Annotated in this window: 13 protein-coding genes; 5 read left to right on the forward strand and 8 right to left on the reverse strand. The window is 49.9% G+C overall.

The features are described 5' to 3' along the window. Positions 1-165 precede the first annotated feature (165 nt). Positions 166-1,155 (reverse strand): ankyrin repeat domain-containing protein, encoded by a 990-nt coding sequence (locus ACO6UX_RS15785; protein ID WP_422449175.1) that lies wholly within the window; start codon positions 1,153-1,155, stop codon positions 166-168. A 346-nt stretch (positions 1,156-1,501) separates the two neighbouring features. On the opposite strand from ACO6UX_RS15785, the gene ACO6UX_RS15790 reads away from it, so the two are divergent. Both ACO6UX_RS15790 and ACO6UX_RS15795 read left to right on the forward strand, forming a co-directional pair. Next, positions 1,502-4,321, forward strand: coding sequence for a hypothetical protein (locus ACO6UX_RS15790; protein ID WP_422449177.1), 2,820 nt, complete (start codon positions 1,502-1,504; stop codon positions 4,319-4,321). Between the two features lie 117 nt (positions 4,322-4,438). After that, positions 4,439-5,143 carry a hypothetical protein gene (locus ACO6UX_RS15795; protein ID WP_422449179.1) on the forward strand — a complete coding sequence of 235 codons (705 nt, stop codon included), beginning with the start codon at positions 4,439-4,441 and terminating at the stop codon, positions 5,141-5,143. Positions 5,144-5,158: 15 nt separating this feature from the next. On the opposite strand, the gene ACO6UX_RS15800 is transcribed toward ACO6UX_RS15795, so the two are convergent. From ACO6UX_RS15800 to ACO6UX_RS15820, 5 genes are all read right to left on the reverse strand, one after another. Next, positions 5,159-6,205, reverse strand: coding sequence for an ankyrin repeat domain-containing protein (locus ACO6UX_RS15800; RefSeq protein WP_422449180.1), 1,047 nt, complete (start codon positions 6,203-6,205; stop codon positions 5,159-5,161). Between the two features lie 167 nt (positions 6,206-6,372). After that, positions 6,373-6,996, reverse strand: a complete 624-nt coding sequence (locus tag ACO6UX_RS15805; RefSeq protein WP_422449182.1) for a hypothetical protein — start codon at positions 6,994-6,996, stop codon at positions 6,373-6,375. Beyond that, positions 6,965-7,666: a deoxyribonuclease V gene (gene nfi / locus ACO6UX_RS15810; RefSeq protein ID WP_422449184.1), complete on the reverse strand. Its 702-nt coding sequence runs from the start codon at positions 7,664-7,666 to the stop codon at positions 6,965-6,967. The genes ACO6UX_RS15805 and nfi overlap by 32 nt, the downstream gene beginning before the upstream one ends. After that, positions 7,659-9,050 carry an ATP-binding protein gene (locus ACO6UX_RS15815; RefSeq protein WP_422449186.1) on the reverse strand — a complete coding sequence of 464 codons (1,392 nt, stop codon included), beginning with the start codon at positions 9,048-9,050 and terminating at the stop codon, positions 7,659-7,661. Before ACO6UX_RS15815 ends, nfi begins: the two co-directional genes overlap by 8 nt. Before the next feature lie 11 nt (positions 9,051-9,061). Further along, positions 9,062-9,784, reverse strand: coding sequence for a response regulator (locus tag ACO6UX_RS15820; RefSeq protein ID WP_422449188.1), 723 nt, complete (start codon positions 9,782-9,784; stop codon positions 9,062-9,064). 612 nt (positions 9,785-10,396) lie between these two features. Here ACO6UX_RS15820 and ACO6UX_RS15825 point away from each other — a divergent pair. Both ACO6UX_RS15825 and ACO6UX_RS15830 read left to right on the forward strand, forming a co-directional pair. Continuing rightward, positions 10,397-11,626 carry an efflux RND transporter periplasmic adaptor subunit gene (locus ACO6UX_RS15825; RefSeq protein WP_422449190.1) on the forward strand — a complete coding sequence of 410 codons (1,230 nt, stop codon included), beginning with the start codon at positions 10,397-10,399 and terminating at the stop codon, positions 11,624-11,626. A gap of 1 nt (position 11,627) precedes the next feature. Next, positions 11,628-14,756: an efflux RND transporter permease subunit gene (locus ACO6UX_RS15830; protein ID WP_422449192.1), complete on the forward strand. Its 3,129-nt coding sequence runs from the start codon at positions 11,628-11,630 to the stop codon at positions 14,754-14,756. A gap of 235 nt (positions 14,757-14,991) precedes the next feature. Here the strand turns inward: ACO6UX_RS15830 and ACO6UX_RS15835 are convergent, their stop codons facing one another. Both ACO6UX_RS15835 and ACO6UX_RS15840 read right to left on the reverse strand, forming a co-directional pair. Beyond that, positions 14,992-17,667 (reverse strand): hypothetical protein, encoded by a 2,676-nt coding sequence (locus ACO6UX_RS15835; RefSeq protein WP_422449194.1) that lies wholly within the window; start codon positions 17,665-17,667, stop codon positions 14,992-14,994. Positions 17,668-17,904: 237 nt separating this feature from the next. After that, entirely contained in the window at positions 17,905-20,640 is a 2,736-nt protein-coding gene (locus ACO6UX_RS15840) for a hypothetical protein (RefSeq protein ID WP_422449196.1), read from the reverse strand. A gap of 436 nt (positions 20,641-21,076) precedes the next feature. On the opposite strand from ACO6UX_RS15840, the gene ACO6UX_RS15845 reads away from it, so the two are divergent. After that, positions 21,077-22,570: a carboxypeptidase M32 gene (locus ACO6UX_RS15845; RefSeq protein WP_422449198.1), complete on the forward strand. Its 1,494-nt coding sequence runs from the start codon at positions 21,077-21,079 to the stop codon at positions 22,568-22,570. Positions 22,571-22,598 lie beyond the last annotated feature (28 nt).

Below are 22,598 nucleotides of genomic sequence, written 5' to 3' on the forward strand. Positions count from 1 at the left end.
AATTAAGGCGATGTAGATTTAAAAAACATGAAAAAGTTCAGAAAAAAGAGGCATGAACCATTATTTATGAAGTGGTCTAATGACTCTGCCCCCCCATCTGAGAAGGTTCAGGCCACCCCTGGAGATTCCTGAATGTTAATCTCCATGCCATATCACTGCCAACAGTCAGGCACCAATAAAATCAAAAAACTCCTGTAAATTAGCGGGCAGGTTGCCTGATGGTCGGCGCAAGATCCCGTGTTCGTCATTAAACAACGAAATATATGCCATGATTTGCAGAACAGGTAGCTTAAAAACCAACTGATTCAGTTCTTCAACCGATTTTGGTTCGGGTATGGGACCAGCATGATCCTCACAATATTTTCCCCAGAAGTAATAGACAGCAAGCCGGAAAACCCGGTTATCTTCAAACATGTCACCGAAAGCTTTGTTATCATCCAATAGTTTGGCACCATAACTGAGCAGCAGTACCAACCGTGATAATTTGTCGGTCTCCCGTAAACTATAGTCACCACTGCCCATGGATGTAAAACTGGGACGAACACGGAATAAATTCGGGTCCGCCCCATGTTTCAGTAACAGCAAAACTGTTTCCAGAGAACCGAAATTCAGAGCATAAAATAACGGTGGCTCATCGCAGCTATCGCGCTGGTTCAGGTTAAACCCCTGATCTATCAGTTCAACAATTTTGTCATTCGACCCATTGGCAATCCATCTGTAGATATCGTCTCTCTCCTCGAATGGATCCTCAGGATATCGATACCACCAAATTATCGGCCCTGTGTCACTTGTATCTCTCGAAGCATCACGTTTTACTGATTCCGAATGATCTGAGCATTCAACGTTTCGCTCTCTCAAAGTGCTACCGGCAAACTGGTGGTACTGCTGAGTACTCAACAGAGAATTAACCGAAGCCTCAGTTGGCAATGTTTCAGAGGTTTCTGGTAGAGACTGGGGGAAATCTGGCCGGACAGCCAAGTGATGATTGATCATGCTTGAATACTCTGAGTTGGCCAGCGTTTGTTTCGTGCTACAATTTTTCGACAACATTAACAACGTAAAAGTTCTTGAAAATAATTCTGGGACTTGACAGCCTGGCGGAGGCAAAGGGACAGAACTGCCTTTTCTTAGTAAAAAAAGGTCGATGTAATTCAAACCGTTCTTACCATGACTATTACACTGGCTATTATCTCCTCCCCATTAACGGTTTAGAAATCGGCAATGGTTACACGACAAAGACAAATCAAGTAGTTGGCCAAATGGAATCGTATGTTTCTGGCTAAGTGGGCAGTTACTATGCAAGGAACAACGCAGGAGCAGTTGCCGGGAGTGGCTGTCCACTTATTCAGAAAATAGGATTTCATTTGGTTAACTACTTAAACGTCACTGACTTATCTGTTCTATTCCTATAGTTATCTGTTCTATTCCTATAGATAGATGTTTGCTCTGTAACGACAGTGAATTGATATCACTGCAAACAACTTTGTTATAAGGTACTGATTTGATACGGCAATCGCACGTCCCCCCAACAAGCACTGCCATCGACCCGCAAACTGTGGCAACCCCGCCCACAGAACCGGAGGGTCGATGGAGAGGGCTGGGTGTGACCATCCAATCCGGGGGTATTGCACTTCTCCAGTCGTTGAACCCTTTCTCTGATCTATCCAATTCCAGCCCACCGGTACCAGGCTTCGTAAGCCCTGCTGCCGACATGGATCCTCAGGGCCTTGATGGCCAGGCCAGTAATTTCCTGCAGTACACCGCACTGGCAGGACGGGCAATATCTGGCTATACCGGCCTGCCCTCAGAAATCATTAGTCTGCTGAGCAATCTTGCCAACCTTTCGGTTGCTGCCCGGTTTGCCAGGGATCAGTTTAACGCGTTCACAGCCCGTGCCGGTTTGCTACCCGAACCTGACACGCAAAGAGAGAATACGCCGGAAAACGCTAAAGAAAAAACCGGAAAAGCCCCCCGGAACCCACGACCACAGCCCGATAACCCCGTGACCACGACACTCCGGGCAGGCCAGCTGCCAAACATGCCTCTGGCACTGGGCGCTCTGGCCAGCCTTTCCTTGGCAGGCGCGTCAACAGCATCCGGCCCTGACACCCCGGTTGAAGTGGCGGATGCCGAAACTCTGGGCAAGGTCTGCCATACAGAGAAATATTCATGCAGTAAAAAATATCGGCTGATTAAGGATATTGACGGTAGCCAGCTGACTCAGCCCATTGGCAATAAAACCCATCCATTTACCGGCGAGTTGGACGGCGGTGGTCATATGATCCGCAGCCTCTCGCACTGCCTGGTAGGAGAGTTGGCCGAGAGCGGTCGTATTGATCGCCTGGGCTTTAGTGGTACCAGTATACGGTCAAACGATCCAGCCGGGGTAGCAGCCTGTGAAATGTCAGGTAATGCCACGATCAGCAATATTCAGGTTGAAGGTGCTGACATCACCACTAACGATGCACCCGCAGCTATTGGCGTTGGCAAGATTAATGGTGGAGGAACTGTGACCAATACGACTGCAGTGAATTGCACGGTAAAAAGTTCCGGAGCCAAGTCACACTCCGGTATTGGTGCGGGATATCAGTTTAAAGGCGCTGTTATCAACACAGCTGCGTTAAAATGTCATGTGGAAACAGCAGGAAAGTACGCAAGTGCTGGTATTGGTGCGGGATATTCGGAGGAAGGAATGGTTACCAACACAATTGCGGTGAACTGCCATGTTAAAACATTGAGAAGACGTGCAGATGCGGGTATTGGGGTGGGATATCTTGAGCAAGGAACGGTTACCGACACGACAGCAGTAAACTGTACAGTCGCAACCGCCAATGATAATGCAGATGCCGGGATTGGGGCGGGAACGTCGAATAATAAAGGTACTGTTAGACACACGACAGCCGTGAACTGCAACGTGACAACCGCCACAGGCGTTGCATATGCCGGTATCGGGGTGGGACATCATGAAGACAGCGATGTTTCCGACACGACGGCAATCAACTGCCGGGTGGAAACCTCTGGCAAACATGCATATGCCGGTATTGGTGCGGGAGGCGCAAATGCAGGGACTGTCACCAAAACGACCGCAGTGAACTGTCATATTGGCACAAAACGGGCCGGTGTCGGTATTCTCGTAGGACTTAACGTTAATCCAAAAAATATCGCCAACACTGTGGTGGTTAACAGCACCTTTAACAGTGCAGGTAAAGATGCCTCTGTGAATAAAAATGCAGGAGATGATTCTGTTATTTGTAATGTCCGCATTAATGGTGAGCAACAGGACAATGACCCTGAGTGTCGTGACTGGCTGGATCATAAATTCTGTGCAGGTATTGACCCCCGCCTGGTAACACAGAATTGTCAGGCCGCTAATTACAGTCTTACCACATTAAACAGTACTAATGCCCTGCTAACGCCCTTAATCACAGAGACGGGGGCCAGGGTATCGAGCACCAACATGACCTTTTCCGATACGGGTTCTGCCACAATTACAAAGCCCCAAACAACTGTGGCCACGGCATCCGACATGACCTTTGCCAGCCCGGGCGCTACCAAATTTGCCACACCATCACCGCTAGCGGAGTCTCTAAGTACTACTGTCATAACTTATATCACCCTGGGCGTCGCTCTGGGCACCGTAATTTTTATCCTGACCGGTGTTACCGGTGTGTGCGTCTACCGCTATTTCCGCCAAAGATCATCGACTAATGCTGACCGTAACCGTGAGGAACCCATACCGGAGTCCCCCGATATGCCCCGGGTTGAGAGAGAGCTATCTACTCCCCCCCGGAACCATCACCAACCGCAACTGTTGTCAGTCAGTCAGGCAAACTCAAGACCGCTGCCTGTTCTTCCCTGGAACCATTATCAACCATTGTTAGTCAGGCAAGGGGACATGAGACGGCTGTCAACTTCTCCCGAAAGCCATTATCAATCGTTGTCAGCCATTCAGGAGAACATGGGGACAGGGGGCAGAAGCTCTATTGCGACGAACGCTGAAGAAGAACCTGACCCGAAAAGTCCTGACAGCCCTGTGTACCATGTACTGACCGAGCATCAATACTGCGGCCATGACCAACCAGTGATGATGGAGCTGACAGATATGACAAAAGCCACTAACTCCATGGCAAGCGCAGGCAAAGAACCGGAGCCTGAACCGCAAAGCCCTGACAGCCCTGTGAACCATGTGCTGACCGGGTATGAATCCGATGACCATGACGAACCGGTGATGATAGAGATGACGGATATGACAACGGTCAATAACCCCATGGCGAGCACAGACCAGGAACCGGAGCAACAACGTCCTGATAGCCCTGATTAAAACCAATGGCTACAGATATCTGCATTTCCATAATATTTTCTGGCAATCATATCTCTACCTGCAGAAACCGGAATTACTGGCTATCTTATGTCCATATTGGTTTGTCAGGAGGTTCAAGTGTCCAGAGTCATTCAATTATGTCTTATTGGCATGATTGCCGTTTTCGTAACCGTCCAGTCATGCCTTGGTGGGGCAGAAACCAACGACAAAAGCAAACCGGTCCTTGCAGAAATAACTTCACCAAAACCGCACGGGGATTCGTCACTATCTGAAGCAGATAAAGAAGCGCTTAAATCTACTGTTCTTGAGATGGTTCGAAACCTGAACACGTTTGACTTTGACGAATTCGCCAGTTTCTTTGCTGAAGACGCATTAAAACTGTTAAAGCATCAGGTGCAACGCTATCACTCAAGTCATTTGTTTCAAATTATTTTTCCTGAAGGACGGGCAAAAGCCAATGAACTGAGTCCACAGGATTTTTATTTGCGAATTATTTCCAAATCAAAATTTAATGTGGGTATTTCCCGGGCCTACGAAATTAATGTGCCCCCCAGGTTTCGTATGCGGGCAGATGATGATGGAGAGATTGTAACCGTACTAACTATCTTCCCGGAGTCATACTCCGGCTATCAGACCAGAAGCGAAGTGTTCACCTTCAGGAAAGCGGGAAACCAATGGGTTCCGGAGGTTCCTGACTTTATTCTCAGCGACTTTAAATATGACCTGACCCGAAACTTTGCCAGCCCGCGCACGTTCTACCCGCTCTATCCGGTCATGGATACTTTCAATATTATGATGGGTTACTTCAAGCCTTCGAGTTAACCCGGAAGACGAGATTCACGGAAATATTGTTCCTCGTCTCTGTAATCGCAATTCCTTCCGTGTGGCCTCGGGCAAAGGCAAAACTCTCGGATCACGTCCATTGAGATGTTTCCCAATGGCACGTAAGCTGGCACCTTTGAGCGACAGCGGTGTGGTTTTCGGGTTTATCTTATATTTACGGATAACCTTCCTGACCAAATTTCTGGTCAGCTTTTTATCCGCACGAGCGCCACACCTGAGCAGTTCAAAGGCAATATCAACCCGCTTTTTCCAGGCAGCTAACTCAAGGGGAGCTATCCTGTCGCCATCGACGCTATTAACATCCGCATGATAATCCAACAGCAAGTTCACACTCCTTAAACCTCCGGTGTGCACCGCAATAGCCAGAGGGGTGGTCAAGCCGGTTGACTTGCCATTAACGTCCGCACCGGACTCCAGCAACAGCTTCGCGATCTTGATATCCCCCAATCTCACCGCTTTGTATAGTGGCGTTTCGTAGCCCGAGCTTCTGCTATTAGTGTCGGCCCCATGCTGCAGAAGTAGCTTTACGGCATTGATATGCCTATGGTAGACAGCCCAAAACAACGGGGTGTAGCGTCCCTTGGTCTTGGCGTCAGGATTCGCACCGTGTTTTAGCAATACCTTCATGACCTTAATACTGATAGGCTTTTCTTGAAGGATAGAGTTCAACGGCGTTTTGACACCAACGGCATGATCGTCAGGGTTTGCCCCATGCTCCAGCAGCAATTCCAGAATCTTGATACGACGATGGTTCACAGCCGTTTTCAACGGGGAATCCTGATATTTCAAATAGCATTCTTTGCGAATGTTCACGCCTTTATGCAGTAGCCGTTCAACTTCATTGCGGCGTCCGGATCTGACAGCCATGACCAGGTCCAGCTTGTCCCGAACCGTAATTTTACGTTTCCCATGTCCGGTCGGTGTCTGGTAATGGGGACTGGTATCTTGTTGTTTGCTGGCCTGGTCAACAGTGTCGGAGAGGGGAGATTGGCTTGCCGGTGTTTCAATCCTGAGAGCTGGCGTATTGCTGATACTGTTCATGATGTCTGCTCTTCATCAGGGACATCATTAAAATATAGGGCTTACGCATTGATCTGATACACCATTTGCATGAAAACTGTATATTGGAACTGTTGACGTTTAGTTGCGAGCTGAGTAACAAAACGTCAACAGGCTCCCGGGAAAAGTGATGACTGCCAGAACAAACTTTAGCCAGAAGAACGATCACTGTGGCCCGGAACCGGTTCAATCACCAGGCTGCCTTCGCGGATATCAAATTGAATCTGCCCATCAGCATTATGTCTGGCAAGTGATTCGATGGTGGCCGCCAGTTCCGGGGTTTTGACCAACGAGATTAATGGCATCCCGGCCAGCTCTTTGAGCAATGCCTTCTGAAAGCTGTCCACGATCATGGTTTTGAACAATGCCACTTCCAGGTCGATCTGAGCCTCCATAAACGCTATCTCAGTAAAATAAATGGCCTCATCTTCCCTGGAATATCTCAGCTGGGTGAAGCCGGTAATTTGCACCGGCAGTTTTTCCGTGACCATCCCCCCAAAGATATCCGCATCCACCTTGCCATCGATATGGAACATCAGGGGCTTGCCATCCCCCTGAAGAAAAATTTGCGGCGTGTCCAGATAGAGCTGCACCGTCATCATCGGCAGCATATCCAGATTGCGAATCTGTGGTGACAGAAAGCCTTTATCTACCAGCTGCTGAAACTGCTGCTGGCTGTAAACCTCCCGGTCATTTCCTGCACAGCCCCCCAGGAGAATAACTGCCAGAGCGCAGAAAACGTTAGCGAGCCAGAATCTGGTTGGCCCTGGCAACCGCCTGTCCCCGGTTGGAAGCCAGTGCATCTGCCCAACGAGTGGTTTCCGGCAACCGGAAGCGGGTAAGACATGATTCAACATAATGCACCGCCGTGTTCAACGATATTCTATGGCCAATACTGATGTACAGTGGGCGGGTTGCGCTTCGGGTGCGCAGCACACTGCCAATCACTTCATTATTATCCCGCAGTTCAACCCTGGCCCCTTTCTGCTCTGGCAGGGTATCACTGTTTCCACATAGTCGGCTCTTGGCAACCCCAATGGCGGGCAGCCCGGTGAGCACACCAACGTGACAGGCAACGCCAAAGCGCCGTGGATGGGCAACTCCCTGACCATCACACAGCAACAGATCAGGCGTTATCCGCAACTGGCCAAGCGCTGCCAGAATCGCCGGGCATTCCCTGAACGACAGCAACCCGGGGATATAGGGCATCCGGGTCGGCACTTTGGCAATGGTGTAATCCAGCAGCTCCAGAGTGGGAAAAGCCAGAACCGCAACGGCGGCACGGGTTACCCGCCCGTTATCCTCAAAGCCCACATCAACACCGGCAACACGGGTAATTTCAGGCAGGTCATCCTGTTGGATCACCTGACTGGCCAGTGTCGTTTGCATGGATATGGCTTCGGCATAGGACAAGTCCCAGCGAAGGTCAGCAAAGTCAGACACTCAACCCATTCCTTAACGGAAGACGAAGGGTCACTTCAAGACCCGGGTGGGCATTGCGGGCAGCAATGGAGCCGTTATGTTGTGATACTGCAGTACTGGCGATCGCCATGCCAAGACCCGTTCCATCATTTTCCTTACCCCGGGTTTCATCCACCCGGAAGAAGGGTTCAAACAGATCGTCAAGGGTCTCTTCAGGCACCCCCGGCCCATAATCACGAATACGAATCAGTGCCACATCATTTTCCCGAAACAGTCGCACCTCAACTTCCGAACCTTCCGGAGTGAAACGGATCGCATTCCTGATGATGTTTTCCACCGCACTGGAAAGAAACTCTCGCACAACCACCAGCTCAATTTTAGCGGTCTCTTTCAATACCACGGCCTTGTCACGGGCCTGGGCTTCAAAGTTACCATCGTCCACCAGCTTTTTCAGCATACCTTCGAGAGCCAGTTTCTCGCAGGTCATATTGGCCATATTATGCTGAATACGGGAAAAGTGGATGATCTGCCCGATCAACTGATCCAGGCGTTCTATCTCCCGTTCGATGCGTGCGTGCTCTGCCTCGGCATCCGGCGTTTTCCGTCTGGCCAGCGCCAGAGAGATCTGCAACCGGGTTAACGGCGACCTTAACTCATGGGAGACATCCCGCAACAACCGTTCTTTACTGAACACCAGAGACCCGACCTGCTCCGCCATGTGGTCAAAATCCCTGGCCAACTCACCCAGTTCATCCCGGCGTCTGGCAACCTTGCCGCCCACCCGGGCACTCAGGTTGCCACGGGCCAGCTTTCTGGAGGCCCGCTGCAAGTTCCGAATCGGCCCCACCAGGTAGCGGGCCAGAACCACACAGAGAAAGAAGCTGACACCCAACGCCAGAATAATAAGATGCCACTGACGTGCAATAACCTGCTGCACCCGCCAGTGCACCAGCATTGGCATCTCCTTGGTGAGGTACAGTTCGTAGGGGGCATCATTCAGGGTAATTCGCTGTGGGCCGACCACCACCACCCCTCGGCGAAAGGTAATGGTCGGATCGCTGAGGTTCCGGGTTTTATTGTAGGCAGAAATCAACTCTTCAGAGATCGACGCACTGCCCAGAATATTGCCCTCAGTATCGAACAGGTAGTAACCACTGCCGGGGAACCGGGGAATGGGTAAGTGCACGGAAGTACGGGAAAGCAGCTCCATTTTGCGGGCCGCTATTTCCAGCTCACGAAACAGCGCCCGCCGCTCGGACAGAAAGTCCGATGGGTCCACGGTGATGGCAAAGGCCAGAAACAGCGTCACCAGCATGGCAATCATGGTCAGCCAGAACCACAGAAAAATCTTCCAGAAGACACTGTGCCATGGCCAGACCACCAGCCCGGGGATTTTAACTCGCACTGGCAACCCCATCAGCCCGGAAGAATATAAAAGTAACCAGATCCACGCACGGTTTTTATCCTTGGATTGCCGTCAGGCCGGGTACCAATCTTTTTGCGCACATTACTCACATGCATATCAATGGCCCGATCATACAGTGTCAACTTACGGTTAAGGGCGATCTGGGTCAGGTCATCCCGGGAAATCAGTTCACCGGCCTTTTCAATCAGCGTTTTCAGCACCAGAAATTCAGTGGCGGTCAACTCCAGTGGTTCACCGGCAATGGCGGCCTCACGGTTGGCCAGATTCAGGGCAATATCATCAATCTGCAGGGTTCGGCTGGTCCCTTCCGGAATCAATGGTGTGCGACCACGGCGCAGAATAGCCTTGATTCTGGCCACCAGTTCACGGTGGTTGTAAGGCTTGGGCAAATAATCATCCGCGCCAATTTCCAGACCGATAATCCGATCCACATCATCGCCACGGGCAGTCAGCATCAGAACCGGGATGTCCGATTGCTGGCGTATCTGCTTCAGGGCATCAAAACCGTTCAGCTTCGGCAAAGTGACATCCAGCAGCACCAGGTCATGCATCCCGGACAGAGCGGCATCAACCCCGGCTTCACCATCATGAACCGCAGAGACCGTAAACCCTTCTGTGGCCAGATATTCCACCAGCAATTCACAGAGCTCGATATCATCATCAATCAGCAACAGCCTGGCACTGGTTTTGCCTGTACTTATAGAGTGACTCATAGCATGTGCTCCATAAAAAAAATACCCCGCCTTGGGGGAAAGCGGGGTTAAAGGTACAGCTCGTAAAGTAACTGATGGTATGGCCAGTCTCCCCCCCGCCCGGGTTTTCTGGCTGCCTCTGCTCATTGATTTAATAAAGAGGCTTGCCAAAAGCGCGGGACATCATATCATTCATCAAACATCAATGCTTAGTGAAACAGCGGCAAGACAACACATCAGCCCCAAACAGTGACGACTTTGATCACTGTTTCTGAATCTCGAATTCAGTGTATTGACTTGCATCTCAATCGGGTCAATAGATCCGGTAAAAGCAGTGTAAAGCCCTGACTTATTCCATTTTAAACAGTAAAGGATTCGCCAATAGTGGTTTTCCACATAGCTCTGGATGGATGAACCTCGTACTATCCGTCACAGTACATAACCCTGTATAGTGTTCGGCGCTTTGCACGGGGCATTTCCCTATATAAAGCCAAAGGCACACTCCCTTCCCCTGAAGTCATACAGGTTAATACTTAAGACCGCCAATACCTTCTTCCCCTAACAGGTTATGACGTTTGCAAAGACAAATAAGTGGCAGGTATTTTGCTGAATGCAAACAGTACGGAGCTATCAATGATCGCTAACATCACTGATCGTAAACTCGGAAAATGGCTTCCGATAGGCGCTTTAGCCACCTCTATTTTCCTTCTGGCCGGTTGCTCGGAGGAGCAGCAGCCGCAACATCAAATGCCGCCACCCGGTGTATCGGTTTTCAGTGTAATCGATCAGGAAGTAGGCGACTATTATGAATACATTGGCCGTTCAGAAGCGATCAATGAGGTAGACATCCGTGCTCGTGTAGAAGGCTTTCTGGTCAAAAGAAACTTTACGGAAGGCGGTATGGTTGAACAGGGCCAGCTGCTTTACGAAATTGACCGGGCACCATTTGAAGCCGCCCTCAAAGGTGCCGAGGCCCAGCTGGCAAGCAACAAAGCTTCCCTTATCAACGCCCGGAAAAACCTTGAGCGTAGCCGGGATCTGGTAAAACGGGGAGCGATCAGTCAGGCTGACTACGATAATAAAACCAGCTCGGAAGCCCAGGCGGTGGCCGCAGTGGAAGCAGCAGAAGCCAGTCTAGAAACAGCCCGGTTGAATCTTGGCTACACGCAAATTTCCGCACCCTTCAAAGGGGAAATTGGCAAATCAACCTACAGTGTTGGCAATCTGGTGGGTCCCACCAGCCAGCCTCTGGCTACGCTGACCAGCATGGATCCAATCTATGTTACCTTTCAGGTGGATGAACGACAGCTGATCAGCCATCTGGCCAAACACCCCGGAGCCAGAACGGCGCAGGAAGCCAGCGTTGAGGTCGAAGAAAAAGGCAGGTTCAAACTCTCTCTCAGACTGCCCAATGGCACTGAATACGACCAGCCAGGCACCTTCAGTTTTGCCGACACCCAGATCGATGAAACCATGGGTACCCTGACCCTGCGAGCCACCTTCCCGAACCCACAGGGTATTATTCTGCCGGGCCTCTACGTCACGCTGCAGGCAGAAAGCCATCAGAAAATGCCCATGCCCCTGATTCCCCAGGCCGCAGTTCAGCAGGATCAGTCCGGCTATTTTGTCCTGGTTGTCACGCCGGAAAATGTCGTTGAAACCCGACAGGTGGAAGTCGGTCGTCGTATCAATGCCATGTGGGCCGTAACCTCAGGCCTTAAGCAAGGTGAACAGATTATCGTTCAGGGCCTGCAGAAAGTGCGCCCGGGCGGCACAGTATCGCCAACCCTGGTTAATGTAGACCCAACCACCGGTACGCTTTCATCACCCGCTTCCGCCAAGCCACAGGAGCAGGATATCTGAGATGATCAGCCAGTTTTTTATTAACCGGCCCAAGTTCGCATTCGTCATCTCGATTGTGATCACCATGGTCGGTCTGATCTCGCTGACAACACTGCCAGTGAGTATGTTCCCGGAAATCACGCCGCCCCAGGTAACCATCAACGCCACCTACCCGGGTGCCGATGCAGAAACCCTGGAGTCTGCGGTTATGCGCCCCATTGAAGAGCAGGTTAACGGGGTTGAAGGGATGATTTATATGGACTCCAAAGCCTACAATAATGGCAGTGTGTCCATCACCGTCACCTTTGATTCCGGCACCGACCAGGACATCGCCATGGTCAACGTGCAAAACCGGGTCGCCGCTGCCGAACCGGGTTTGCCTGAACAGGTGCGCCGACTGGGCATCAATGTACGAAAACAGTCGTCCAATATGCTGCTCGGGGTTAACCTGGTGTCGGAATCCGGCAAGTTTGATCAGGTCTACCTGAGCAACTACGCCAGTAACTACCTGTTAGACCCAATGACCCGTATCAATGGCGTAGCGCAGGCCCAGGTGATGGGTGCCATGACCTACAGTATGCGCGTCTGGCTGAACCCCAGCCGGATGGCGGCACTGGGTGTCACCACTTCCGACGTCAGTCATGCCATTAATGAGCAGAATGCCATTGTTCCCGCCGGACAACTGGGACAATCCCCCAATCAGCCGGATCAACAATTTACCTATACGATTCGTACCCGGGAACAGCTGGAATCCCCTGACGCTTTTGGCAATATCATTATCCGGGCAAACCCGGATGGCTCTTTTGTCCGCATTAAAGATATTGCCAAAGTGGAACTTGGTTCCCAGAACTATGAGGGTGATGCACGGCTGAACAAACAACCCACGGCATTCCTGGTTGTTTACCAGCAACCGGATGCCAATGCCATGGACGTGGCCAAAGGCGTAAAAGCCCGGATGGAAGAGCTGAAGAAGAACTTCCCCGCAGGCATGGACTATACCATCAAGTTTGACACCACAGAGTTTATCTCCGAGTCCATCAATGAGGTGGTCAAAACACTGTTTGAAGCCGTACTTCTGGTTATCCTGGTGGTCTTCCTGTTCCTTCAGAACTGGCGCGCAACGCTAATTCCCGCCATCGCTATCCCGGTGTCGTTGATTGGTACCTTTGCGGTCATGCAGGTACTGGGGTTCTCCATCAATACCATCAGCCTGTTTGGCCTGGTGCTGGCCATCGGTGTGGTGGTAGACGATGCCATTGTCGTGATTGAAAACGTTGAACGACTGATCACCAAAGAAGGCATGGCACCGAAAGAGGCCACCCGCCAGGCGATGAAAGAGGTATCCGGCCCCATTGTTGCCACCACCATGGTACTGCTGGCGGTTTTTGTACCCGTGGCATTTATGCCGGGCATTACCGGAGGCCTCTATACCCAGTTTGCCGTGACCATTTCTGTCGCGGTACTGATCTCCTCGGTCAACGCGCTCACCTTAAGCCCCGCACTGTGCTCAGTGTTACTGAAAAAAGGCAGTCTTGACCAGATTGTCTGGCTGAAGCCGGTAGACACCCTGATTCACAAATTGACCGGGGGTTACCAGGGCTGGGTAAAACTTTTACTGCGCCGTTCCATTCTGGGTGTTGGTCTTCTGGCGGTGATGCTGGGCAGTACCGGCTTTATGTTTACCACCACACCCGGCGGCTTCGTCCCCGGTGAAGACCAGGGCTTCTTTGCGGTCAACATTCAGCTACCGGATGCGGCTTCACTGAATCGCACCCAGGAATTAATGGGGGGCATCACCGACCAGATTCGCTCTGAAAAAGGGGTGGATAGCGTTATCACCATTTCCGGCTTTAGTATCTTCAGCGGTGCCAGCAGTAATGCGGCCATGGCCATTGTCGTACTGGATGACTGGTCAGAGAGACAGAGCCCTGAGCTGCATCAGGATGCCATTTTGCAAAGAACCCAGGCTAAATTGTGGTCGCTGCAAGAAGCACAGGTCATGGCTTTTGCCTTCCCACCCATTCCGGGTCTTGGGTCATCCGGTGGCTTTGACTTCCGGCTGCAAGACACCATGGGACGCTCACCCCAAGAGCTAAGCCAGGTCATGAATGGCCTGATTTACCAGGCCAACCAGCAGCCGGAACTGGCCCGGGTGTTCTCAACCTGGCAGGCCAATGTGCCGCAATACCTGCTGGAAGTGGATCGTCAGAAAGCCAAGGCTCAGGATGTATCGTTATCCGAGATTTTCATGACGCTGCAAACCCAGCTGGGCTCTCTGTACGTGAATAACTTCACCCTGTTTGGCCAGAACTATCAGGTCAACCTGCAGGCTGAAAGTGCTGACCGGGCCGGACCGGCTGACCTCAGCAAGTTCTATGTCCGTAACAGTCAGGGACAAATGGTGCCATTGACCACGGTTGCTTCCCTGAAACCCGTGCTGGGCCCCAGCAGTATCGGTCATTACAACCTGTATCAATCCGCCAGCATCAGTGGTCAGGCTGCTCCGGGTTACAGCTCCGGTGACGCCATTGCGGCAATGGCCCGACTGGCTGAGAACCTTCCCCAGGGGTATACCTATTCCTGGTCAGGTCAGTCTTTACAGGAAATCGAAGCAGGAAACCTGGCACCCATCCTGTTTGCGCTGTGCTTCCTGTTTGCCTACCTGTTCCTGGTCGCCCAATACGAAAGCTGGACCATGCCACTGGCCATCATCAGTGCCGTGCCTATTGCTACCTTTGGTGCCTTTGTGGGAATCAATATCATGCGACAGTGGAATCCGGTGCTGGCCAATGACATCTATGCCCAGATCGGGATGGTGCTGTTAATTGGTATCGCGGCAAAAACGGCGATTCTGATCGTGGAATTTGCCATGGTTCAACGTCGGGAAGGCAACAGTATTTTTGACTCAGCCATTAATGCCGCTGGCCTGCGCTTCCGTGCTGTACTGATGACTGCACTGTCTTTTATTCTCGGGGTAATGCCGCTGGTGCTTGCCACTGGCGCTGGTGCCGCCAGCCGACAGATCATCGGTATCACGGTGAGCTCCGGTATGTTGGCGGCCACTATCTTTGGCACTCTGCTGATTCCAGTGTTTTATTTACTGTTGCAAAGGGTGCGTGAGCATTTTGATCCTGACAAGGCAAATAGTTAATTGAACCAGAAGATGCTGTGTACAATCTCCGTTCACCGGGAATCGAAGGGTGATTGGCACAGTGTTCAACGGTTACCCATACCGTTCGTCCTGAGCCTGTCGAAGACCGGAAACTCCGGACTCTGATAGATCGTGCCAAGTACCCTTCGACTCCGCTCAGGGTGAACGGAGATCGTACACGTCAAACTCATTAAAACCAGGTACCAGATCGCTGGCTGGTTATTCATAACGGTATTTATAAAGCACTACTGTTATGAGGCATCAGTGGATCGGCCAGCTCATCAACCGTCAGGTTCAATGAGTTTTTCGGAATGGCTCCTGGCTTGATGGTTGCTGTGCCATCCTCTCTAATTAGCCATTGCTGCCCACCAGCCCTGACCGACAGAGGTCTGTGCAATGCCTCGGCCATCAATGTCAGTGGATGTCTGTCGGGCAGCGCACTGCCTGGCAACCAGTCCTCCAGAGTAAAGTTTGACCAGCATTCAGGCCCGTAGCAACTGCCTGCTAATTGCGCCCGTTGAACCTCCTCTCTGACAAGCGCAGCTGCCACCTCTGGATCATCATTGGCAGCGCGTGAGGAATCATCATCACCGCCAGCCACCCATTGCTCACAGTCTGCCAGTCTGGAAATACGATACCTGTCTATATCCTCCCCGGTTTTTTCCAGTGTCATTTTCAACGGGTTTACCTGCCTTTTCAGTTCACCCCAGGCCTCTTGCAATTGTGACAGATTGAAGGTGTCCATTTGCGATTGATCTTGCCGATCTTGTACAGGTTTTTTTCGACCTTTTGGCAACTTGTTGTTTCTTTTCAAAAACTGGAACCGGTCATGCCAGATGAGTTTTATCTCTTCAAAAGCGGCTTCAATCTCACTAACCAGCCCTACCTCTGTCCTGACACGTTCATGCAAAGATGCCAGCTCATCCAGAAATTCCCTGTCCAGCCCATCAGTACGAAGAATTAATCCCGACAAGGTGCTCAGCGCATCATTGACATTATCAAGCCAACCACAAATCTTCGTTATATCAGTAACGTCCTGAATGGCCTTTTTGAATTCCATACCCAAAGTGGGCGACGGCGTCAAACCTGCTCGTATTAACTGCCCATAGGAATAAATAAAGGACGTATGAGTGATAATCCGGTCAAATTCTTTATTCATTTTTCTATCAAGCATATCAGCAAGAGCGAAATAAGACTCAGCCTTAACCACAGGCGTACTCTCGGGATCATCAACCACTGATTGAATCATTGCCTTGACCTCAGCCATTGGTCGATCAGCAATAAACGCCTTTACCGCATCCTGCACCCCCTGTGGCAAAGGTGTTTCCCGTGGTGGGGTTGGTGAATCTTGTCGGGCTGCCGACTGAGCTGCGGGTACAGGTGCTTTTGGCTGCACCGGTTTCCGGTAACCATAGCCCCTGGTCATTTTTCGTTTAAGCTTCCCCCTGATCTCCGATTTTTTCCTGGCTTTCTCAGATTCTTCTTCACTGATCAGACTGTTTATTTGCATGGCGGATTCTTCTGCTTTCAGGGCATGCATCAGTAAAATATCTCTGCAGGGCCCTTCTATGAATCGTTGAAAACAGTCATCAAGATTTGCACACTCAGCTTTAGACAGGGAAAACGTCTGCTTAAATTTTTCCATCGCGTCTTTAAACGACTTTTTGGTTGTTTCGATATGTATAAGTTTTTGATTGTCAATGTCTGACAAGTTGATGCAAACCAGGCACGCTAATGCCTTCGATGCAAGATAAAACAACCATTCGATATCGCCCAGTTCAGCATTTATGCCATCAATTTTGCCATCAATCAGGTTGATAAACTTGCTTAACAGCCTGAGTGCTGTGGCAAATTCGCCAATACACAGTGAAGCACTGACCATTTGTATCACTTGGGGAATTTCATAGCACTTGAACAGGTCTTGGTCTAGTTTGTCCGACGCTGAATTTAACCAATTGCTGAAACCTTTAACAGCAGAAGCTGATCCTCGCTTCAGGTCTGCTTTTTCTTTCAAATGTGGATAGTGATTGACAGCATCATCCAGGGTTTTTATCAGAGACAAACCGACAGTGTTACTGACACTGGATATCAGGTCAATATACCGATTATGCATATCCACATCCTTGCTAAGCAGACCATCAGGCTTGATCGGGATCTGGCCATTCAAAGTGGCCAGATTGTCACAGACATTCAGAAACTCCATGGATTGTGACATGAAGACCTGCCAGTGCTGTGACAAACGATCACCATTAAGAGCATTCGACTGAAACATCTGGATCAAGTCACTGATGTTTTGTTCATACTTATTTGCGAGACGTTCGATTTGGTTTTCGTCTGGCTCATCACCACAACACAATGACGACACAAAATGTAATTCTAACACTATTTTAGATACAGGTTTGAAGCGTCTGTGGCACAGAGAGAAGTATTCTTGTTTCAAAAGAAACAACTGATCTCTAAGCAATTCACGATTTTCTTTTGCCAATGTTCGGTCACTCGATTTTCTAACAATCTTTTTTCTTTCATTCGTCACCATTTCCTCAAAAAGAGCAACATCCTCTCGAAAATGCTCCATAATCTCGAGATCTTTCATTGACTTAGGTGTAAAGCCAGCAAAGTCATAGGAAAACTCCATATTTCGGAGGGTCTTGACACTAAAAGGCATTAATTCATCAAAATTTTTTACTTCGGAAAATTTTTTATGACGGACAACCTTTCTCTTAGCCAGTCCTTTACCACCCTTTTTTTCAACAGGGTCTTCCACCGGTATTTTTTTTCTGCTTTCAATAACATTCGGACCGACGGAGTCAATGGTCTTGCTGGCATTATTGTCTTTGGCTGCTGCCGGAAATTGCTTTTCAAAAGTAACCACGCCAGGTGCACTGCCAGCAGAAGGCTTTATATTTTCCATAACCATTACCTTTTATAATCGCGAATATTTCTTAATATTGACAACGTAAAGCCTTTTTTGTTCCCTATCGATGTAACCTGACCCGGGCCAGATCAAAAATGAGGCGTTATCACGGAGAAAAAATAAGGACTTAATGATACCTGTCGGCGACATTTACTGGAGCGGTTATTCATAACGGTGTTTAGAAAGCACGACTGTTAAGTAGCTGGCCATATGGAATCATATATTTCTGGCTACTTATGTATGAGGCGTCAGTGGATCGGCCAGCTCTTCAACCGTCAGGTTCAGTGAATTTTTCGGAATGGCTCCGGGCTTGATGGTTGCTGTGCCATCTTCGCCAATTAACCATTGCTGCCCACCCGCCCTGACCGACAGAGGTCTGTGCAATGCCTCGGCGATCAGTGTCAATGGATGCCTTTCAGGCAGGGCACTGCCTGGCAACCAGTCCTCCAGGGTAAAGTTTGACCAGTATTCAGGCCCATAGCAACTGCCTGCTAACTGCGCCCGTTGAACCTCCTGCCTGACAAGCGCAGAAGGCACCTCTGGGTCATCATTGGCAGCAAGTAAGGAATCTTCATTGGCAGCAAGTGAGGAATCTTCATTGGCAGCAAGTGAGGAATCTTCATTGGCAGCAAGTGAGGAATCATCATCACCGCCAGCCTCCCATTGCTCACAGTCTGCCAGTCTGGAAATACGATGCCTGTCTATATCCTCCCCGGTTTTTTCCAGTGTTATTTTCAACGGGTTTACCTGCCTTGTCAGTTTACCCCAGACCTCTAGCAATTTTGGCAGATCGAAGGTGGCCATTTGCGATTGATCTTGCCGATCTTGTACAGGTTTTCTTCGACCCTTTGGCAGCTTGTTGTTTCTTTTCAAAAACTGGAACCGGTCACTCCAGATGCTTTTTATCTCATCAAAAGTGGCTTCAATCTCACTAACCAGCCCTACCTCTGCCCTGAGACGCTCATGCAAAGATGCCAGCTCATCCAGAAAATCCCTGTCCAGCCCATCAGTACGAAGAATTAACCCCGACAAGGTGCTCAGCGCATCATTGACACTATCAAGCCAACCACAAATCTTCGTTATATCAGTAACGTCCTGAATGGCCTTTTTGAATGCCACACCCAAAGCGGACGACGGCATCACACCTGCTCGTATTAACTGCCCATAGGAATAAATGAAGGACGTTTGAGAGATAATCCGGTTGAATTCTCTATTCATTTTTCTGTCAAGCATATCAGCGAGAGCGAAATAAGACTCAGCCTTAACCACAGGCGTACTCTCGGGATCATCAACCACTGATTGAATCATTGCCGTGACCTCAGCCATTGGTCGATCAGCAATAAACGCTTTTACTGCATCCTGCACCCCCTGTGGCAAAGATGTTTCCCTTGGTGGGGTTTGTGAATCTTGCCGGGCTGTCGACTGGGCAGCGGGTACAGGTGCTTTTAACTCCACCGGTTTCTGGTAACCATAGCCCCTGGCCATTTTTCGTTTCAGCTTCCCCCTGATCTCCCGCTTTTCCCTGGTTTTCCCAGATTCTTCTCCACTGATCAGACGGCTTATTTGCCTGGCAGATTCTTGTCCCCTCAGGGCGTGCATCAATAAAACGTCTCTGCAGGGTCCTTCTACGAATCTTTGAAAACACTCATCGAGTTCTGAGCACTCAGCTGCAGACAGGGAAAACATCTGCTCAGCCTTTTGCATTACCTCTTTTAACAACTTTTTGATTGCTTCGATATTTTTAAGTTCATCATTGCCAATGTCTGGCAATTTGATGCAAACCAGGCACGATAACGCCTTCGAGGCGAGATAAAACAACCATTCGGTATCGTCCAGGTCAGCATTTATGCCATCAATTTTGCCATCAATCAATTTGATGAACCCGCTTAACAGCTTGCGCGCTGAGACAAATTCGCCAATACACAGTGAAGCACTGATCATTTGTATCACCTGGGGAATTTCATAGCACTTGAACAGGTCTGAATTGTTTGATTCTGAATTTAACCATTTGCTCAATCCTGTAACATCAGAACCCAACCCACGATGCAGGTCATCTTTGTCCTCTAGCTGTGCATAGTGATTAACAGCATCGTCCAGGATTATGATCAGAGACAAACTGACAGTTGTACAGAGACGGGATGCTGAGTCAGGAAACCCTTTAAATTTTTCCTGATGATGTTTCGGGAGTTGTTGATGCATAGTGGCCAGATCGGCACAGACATTCAGAAATTCCATGGATTGTGACATAAAAACCTGCCAGTGCTGTGCCAGACGATCACTACAGACAGCGTTCCAGTATAACTCCATGCCAAGATCACCGACGCATTGGCAATACTTACTGGTGAGACGTTTGACTTTTTGGTGCATGGCGGGCTCATCACCAAGACGCAATGACGATACCATCTGTAACACTAACACTATCCCGGATACAGGCTTGTAGCGTTGGAAGCACAAAATAAAGTACTTATGTTTCAAATTAAACAGCTGCTCTCTGAGGCATTCATAGCTTTGTCTTGCGCTTGTTCGGTCACCGCCTATTTTACGCAGCTTCGGTCTTTCATCACTCACCATCTTGTCAAAACGAGCAATATCCGCTCGAAAAGACTCCATCATCTTGAGATCTTCCGTTGACTTTGGTGTAAAGCCTGCAAGATCGTAGGAAAACTCCTTATGTTTGAGATTCTCAAGATAAAAAGACATTAATTCCGAATAACTTTTTACCCTGGATGGTTCTTCATGGAGGTTAACCTTTCTTTCAGTCAGGCTTTTCTCCGGTATTTTTTTAGCAGAGTATTCCACCGGAGCATTTTTTCTGCTTTTGATAGTATTCGAACTGCAGGGTATCCCGGCCAAAGAACCGCCGGAGCCAATGGTCTTGCTGGCATGATTGGCTATGGCTGCTGCCGGTAATTGATTTTCACCACTTACCACGCCAGGTACACTGACAACAGAAGGCTGTACATTGTCCATAACCAATACCCCTTTAGAATCGCGGATATCTCTCAATACGGACAACGTAAAGCCTTTTTTGTTCCATCTCTGTGCAACCTGACCCGGGCCAGATCAACAACGAACAGTTATATACGCCTCAAATCACAGAGAAAAAAGTCCTTAAATAATTCCGACATTTAGAACTCACTCTCCGTTCATCCTGAGCGGAGTCGAAGGGTGCCTGGCACAATCTATCATGCCTCGGAGTTAACGCCCTTCGACAGCCTCAGGACGAACGGAGTTCGGAGGCTCCGAAATGTGTAAATTATTCAAGGACTATTCCTTAACCTCCCGGTGGCGGCCTTTGTTACCGGCTTTTTTTATCGGCTTTTTTATCAATTGAGAAAAGCAGCCTGTCCCTGTGAACTATCACGTCATACAATGGACCTCATAATAACGTGTATGGAGTTCAACGATGACCACTGCTTATGAGAATCTGGTGAGCCGATTCCAGCAGATGTATCACCTTTCCCATCTGGGAGCTATCGCTGGCTGGGACCAGGCCGCCATGATGCCTGTCGGCGGCAATCAGGCCCGTGGTGCAGCGCTGGCGGAATTGAACACCCTTCTGCATAAGCTGCTGACGGCACCTGAAGTGGCAGCCTGGCTGCAAGAAGCACAGGCTCAGGAAACCAACCCGGACACCATCCGCTCCATTAGAGAGATGGCGGTTGAATGGCAACAGGCCAGTGCCATTCCTGATGATCTGGTGAAAGCCAAAACCATTGCATCCACAAACTGTGAACATGCCTGGCGCAGCCAGCGGCCTGCAAATGACTGGCCGGGTTTTGCCAGGAATCTGAAAGAGGTGGTTAACCTTTCCCGCCAGGAAGCGGCTGTTCGGGCAGAAAAAAGCCATGTTTCCCCTTACAACGCCCTGTTGGAGCTTTATGAACCCGGCGTCAATACCCGGGAGCTTGACCAGCTGTTTGGTGACCTGAAAACCTGGCTGCCTGGCTATATTCAGGATGCCCTGGATCGCCAGTCTTCGGTGAGCATCATTCAGCCTGAAGGCCCCTTCCCGATCGACAGGCAAAAGGCGCTGGGACTGGAGGTGATGCAGCTGCTCGGCTTTGATTTTGACCATGGCCGATTGGACGTAAGTACTCACCCATTTTGTGGTGGTGTCAGCGAAGATGTCCGGATGACTACCCGCTATAAAGAAGATAATTTTGTAGAAGCATTGATGGGCATCATCCATGAAACCGGCCATGCCCGCTACCAGCAAAATCTGCCGGAACAGAACCGTGAACTCCCCATTGCCCTCCCCCGCTCCATGGGAATCCATGAAGGACAGAGCCTGTTCTTTGAAATGCAGCTGGGCCGCAGCAGCGAATTCCTGTCGCTGATCCAGCCGTTGATCGTCAAACACCTCTGCGCTGGCACGTCACAGCCCGCCATGGCACTGGATAATCTGGAAAAAATCTACAAACGGGTTCGTCCGGGCTTTATCCGGGTTGATGCGGATGAGATCACCTACCCGGCTCATATTATTTTGCGCTATGAAATCGAGCGAGACCTGATTGAAGGGAACATCGAGGTGGGTGATATCCCCGAACTCTGGCAGCAGAAAATGCAGGATTACCTGGGCCTGGATGTAGCCGGTGATCACAAGAATGGCTGCATGCAGGATATTCACTGGCCCATGGGGTCGTTCGGCTACTTCCCGAGCTACACCCTTGGAGCCATGGTCGCAGCCCAGCTGTTTGCCGCCCGGAAAAAAACCATGCCGGATATTGCAGAGCTGATTCAACAGGGTAACCTTTCACCCATTTTTGACTGGTTGAAAAACAACATCTGGTCACAGGGACGACAGTATTCCACGGCAGAACTGATGACCAGGGCGACCGGCGAGCCATTAACGGCCAGTTATTTCCAACAACACCTGAAAGAAAGGTATCTTGGCTGACAGGCCCTGATAAATAGCATTTTCATCA

Source organism: Endozoicomonas sp. ALB091, from assembly GCF_049310265.1.
GTDB lineage: Bacteria > Pseudomonadota > Gammaproteobacteria > Pseudomonadales > Endozoicomonadaceae > Endozoicomonas.

Excerpts from the sequence above, each read along its gene's own strand:
- ACO6UX_RS15800 (WP_422449180.1), bottom strand. The coding sequence starts at position 6,205 with ATGAACAGTATCAGCAATACGCCAGCTCTCAGGATTGAAACACCGGCA.
- ACO6UX_RS15820 (WP_422449188.1), bottom strand. The coding sequence starts at position 9,784 with ATGAGTCACTCTATAAGTACAGGCAAAACCAGTGCCAGGCTGTTGCTG.
- ACO6UX_RS15825 (WP_422449190.1), top strand. The coding sequence starts at position 10,397 with ATGATCGCTAACATCACTGATCGTAAACTCGGAAAATGGCTTCCGATA.
- ACO6UX_RS15830 (WP_422449192.1), top strand. The coding sequence starts at position 11,628 with ATGATCAGCCAGTTTTTTATTAACCGGCCCAAGTTCGCATTCGTCATC.
- ACO6UX_RS15835 (WP_422449194.1), bottom strand. The coding sequence starts at position 17,667 with ATGGAAAATATAAAGCCTTCTGCTGGCAGTGCACCTGGCGTGGTTACT.
- ACO6UX_RS15840 (WP_422449196.1), bottom strand. The coding sequence starts at position 20,640 with ATGGACAATGTACAGCCTTCTGTTGTCAGTGTACCTGGCGTGGTAAGT.
- ACO6UX_RS15845 (WP_422449198.1), top strand. The coding sequence starts at position 21,077 with ATGACCACTGCTTATGAGAATCTGGTGAGCCGATTCCAGCAGATGTAT.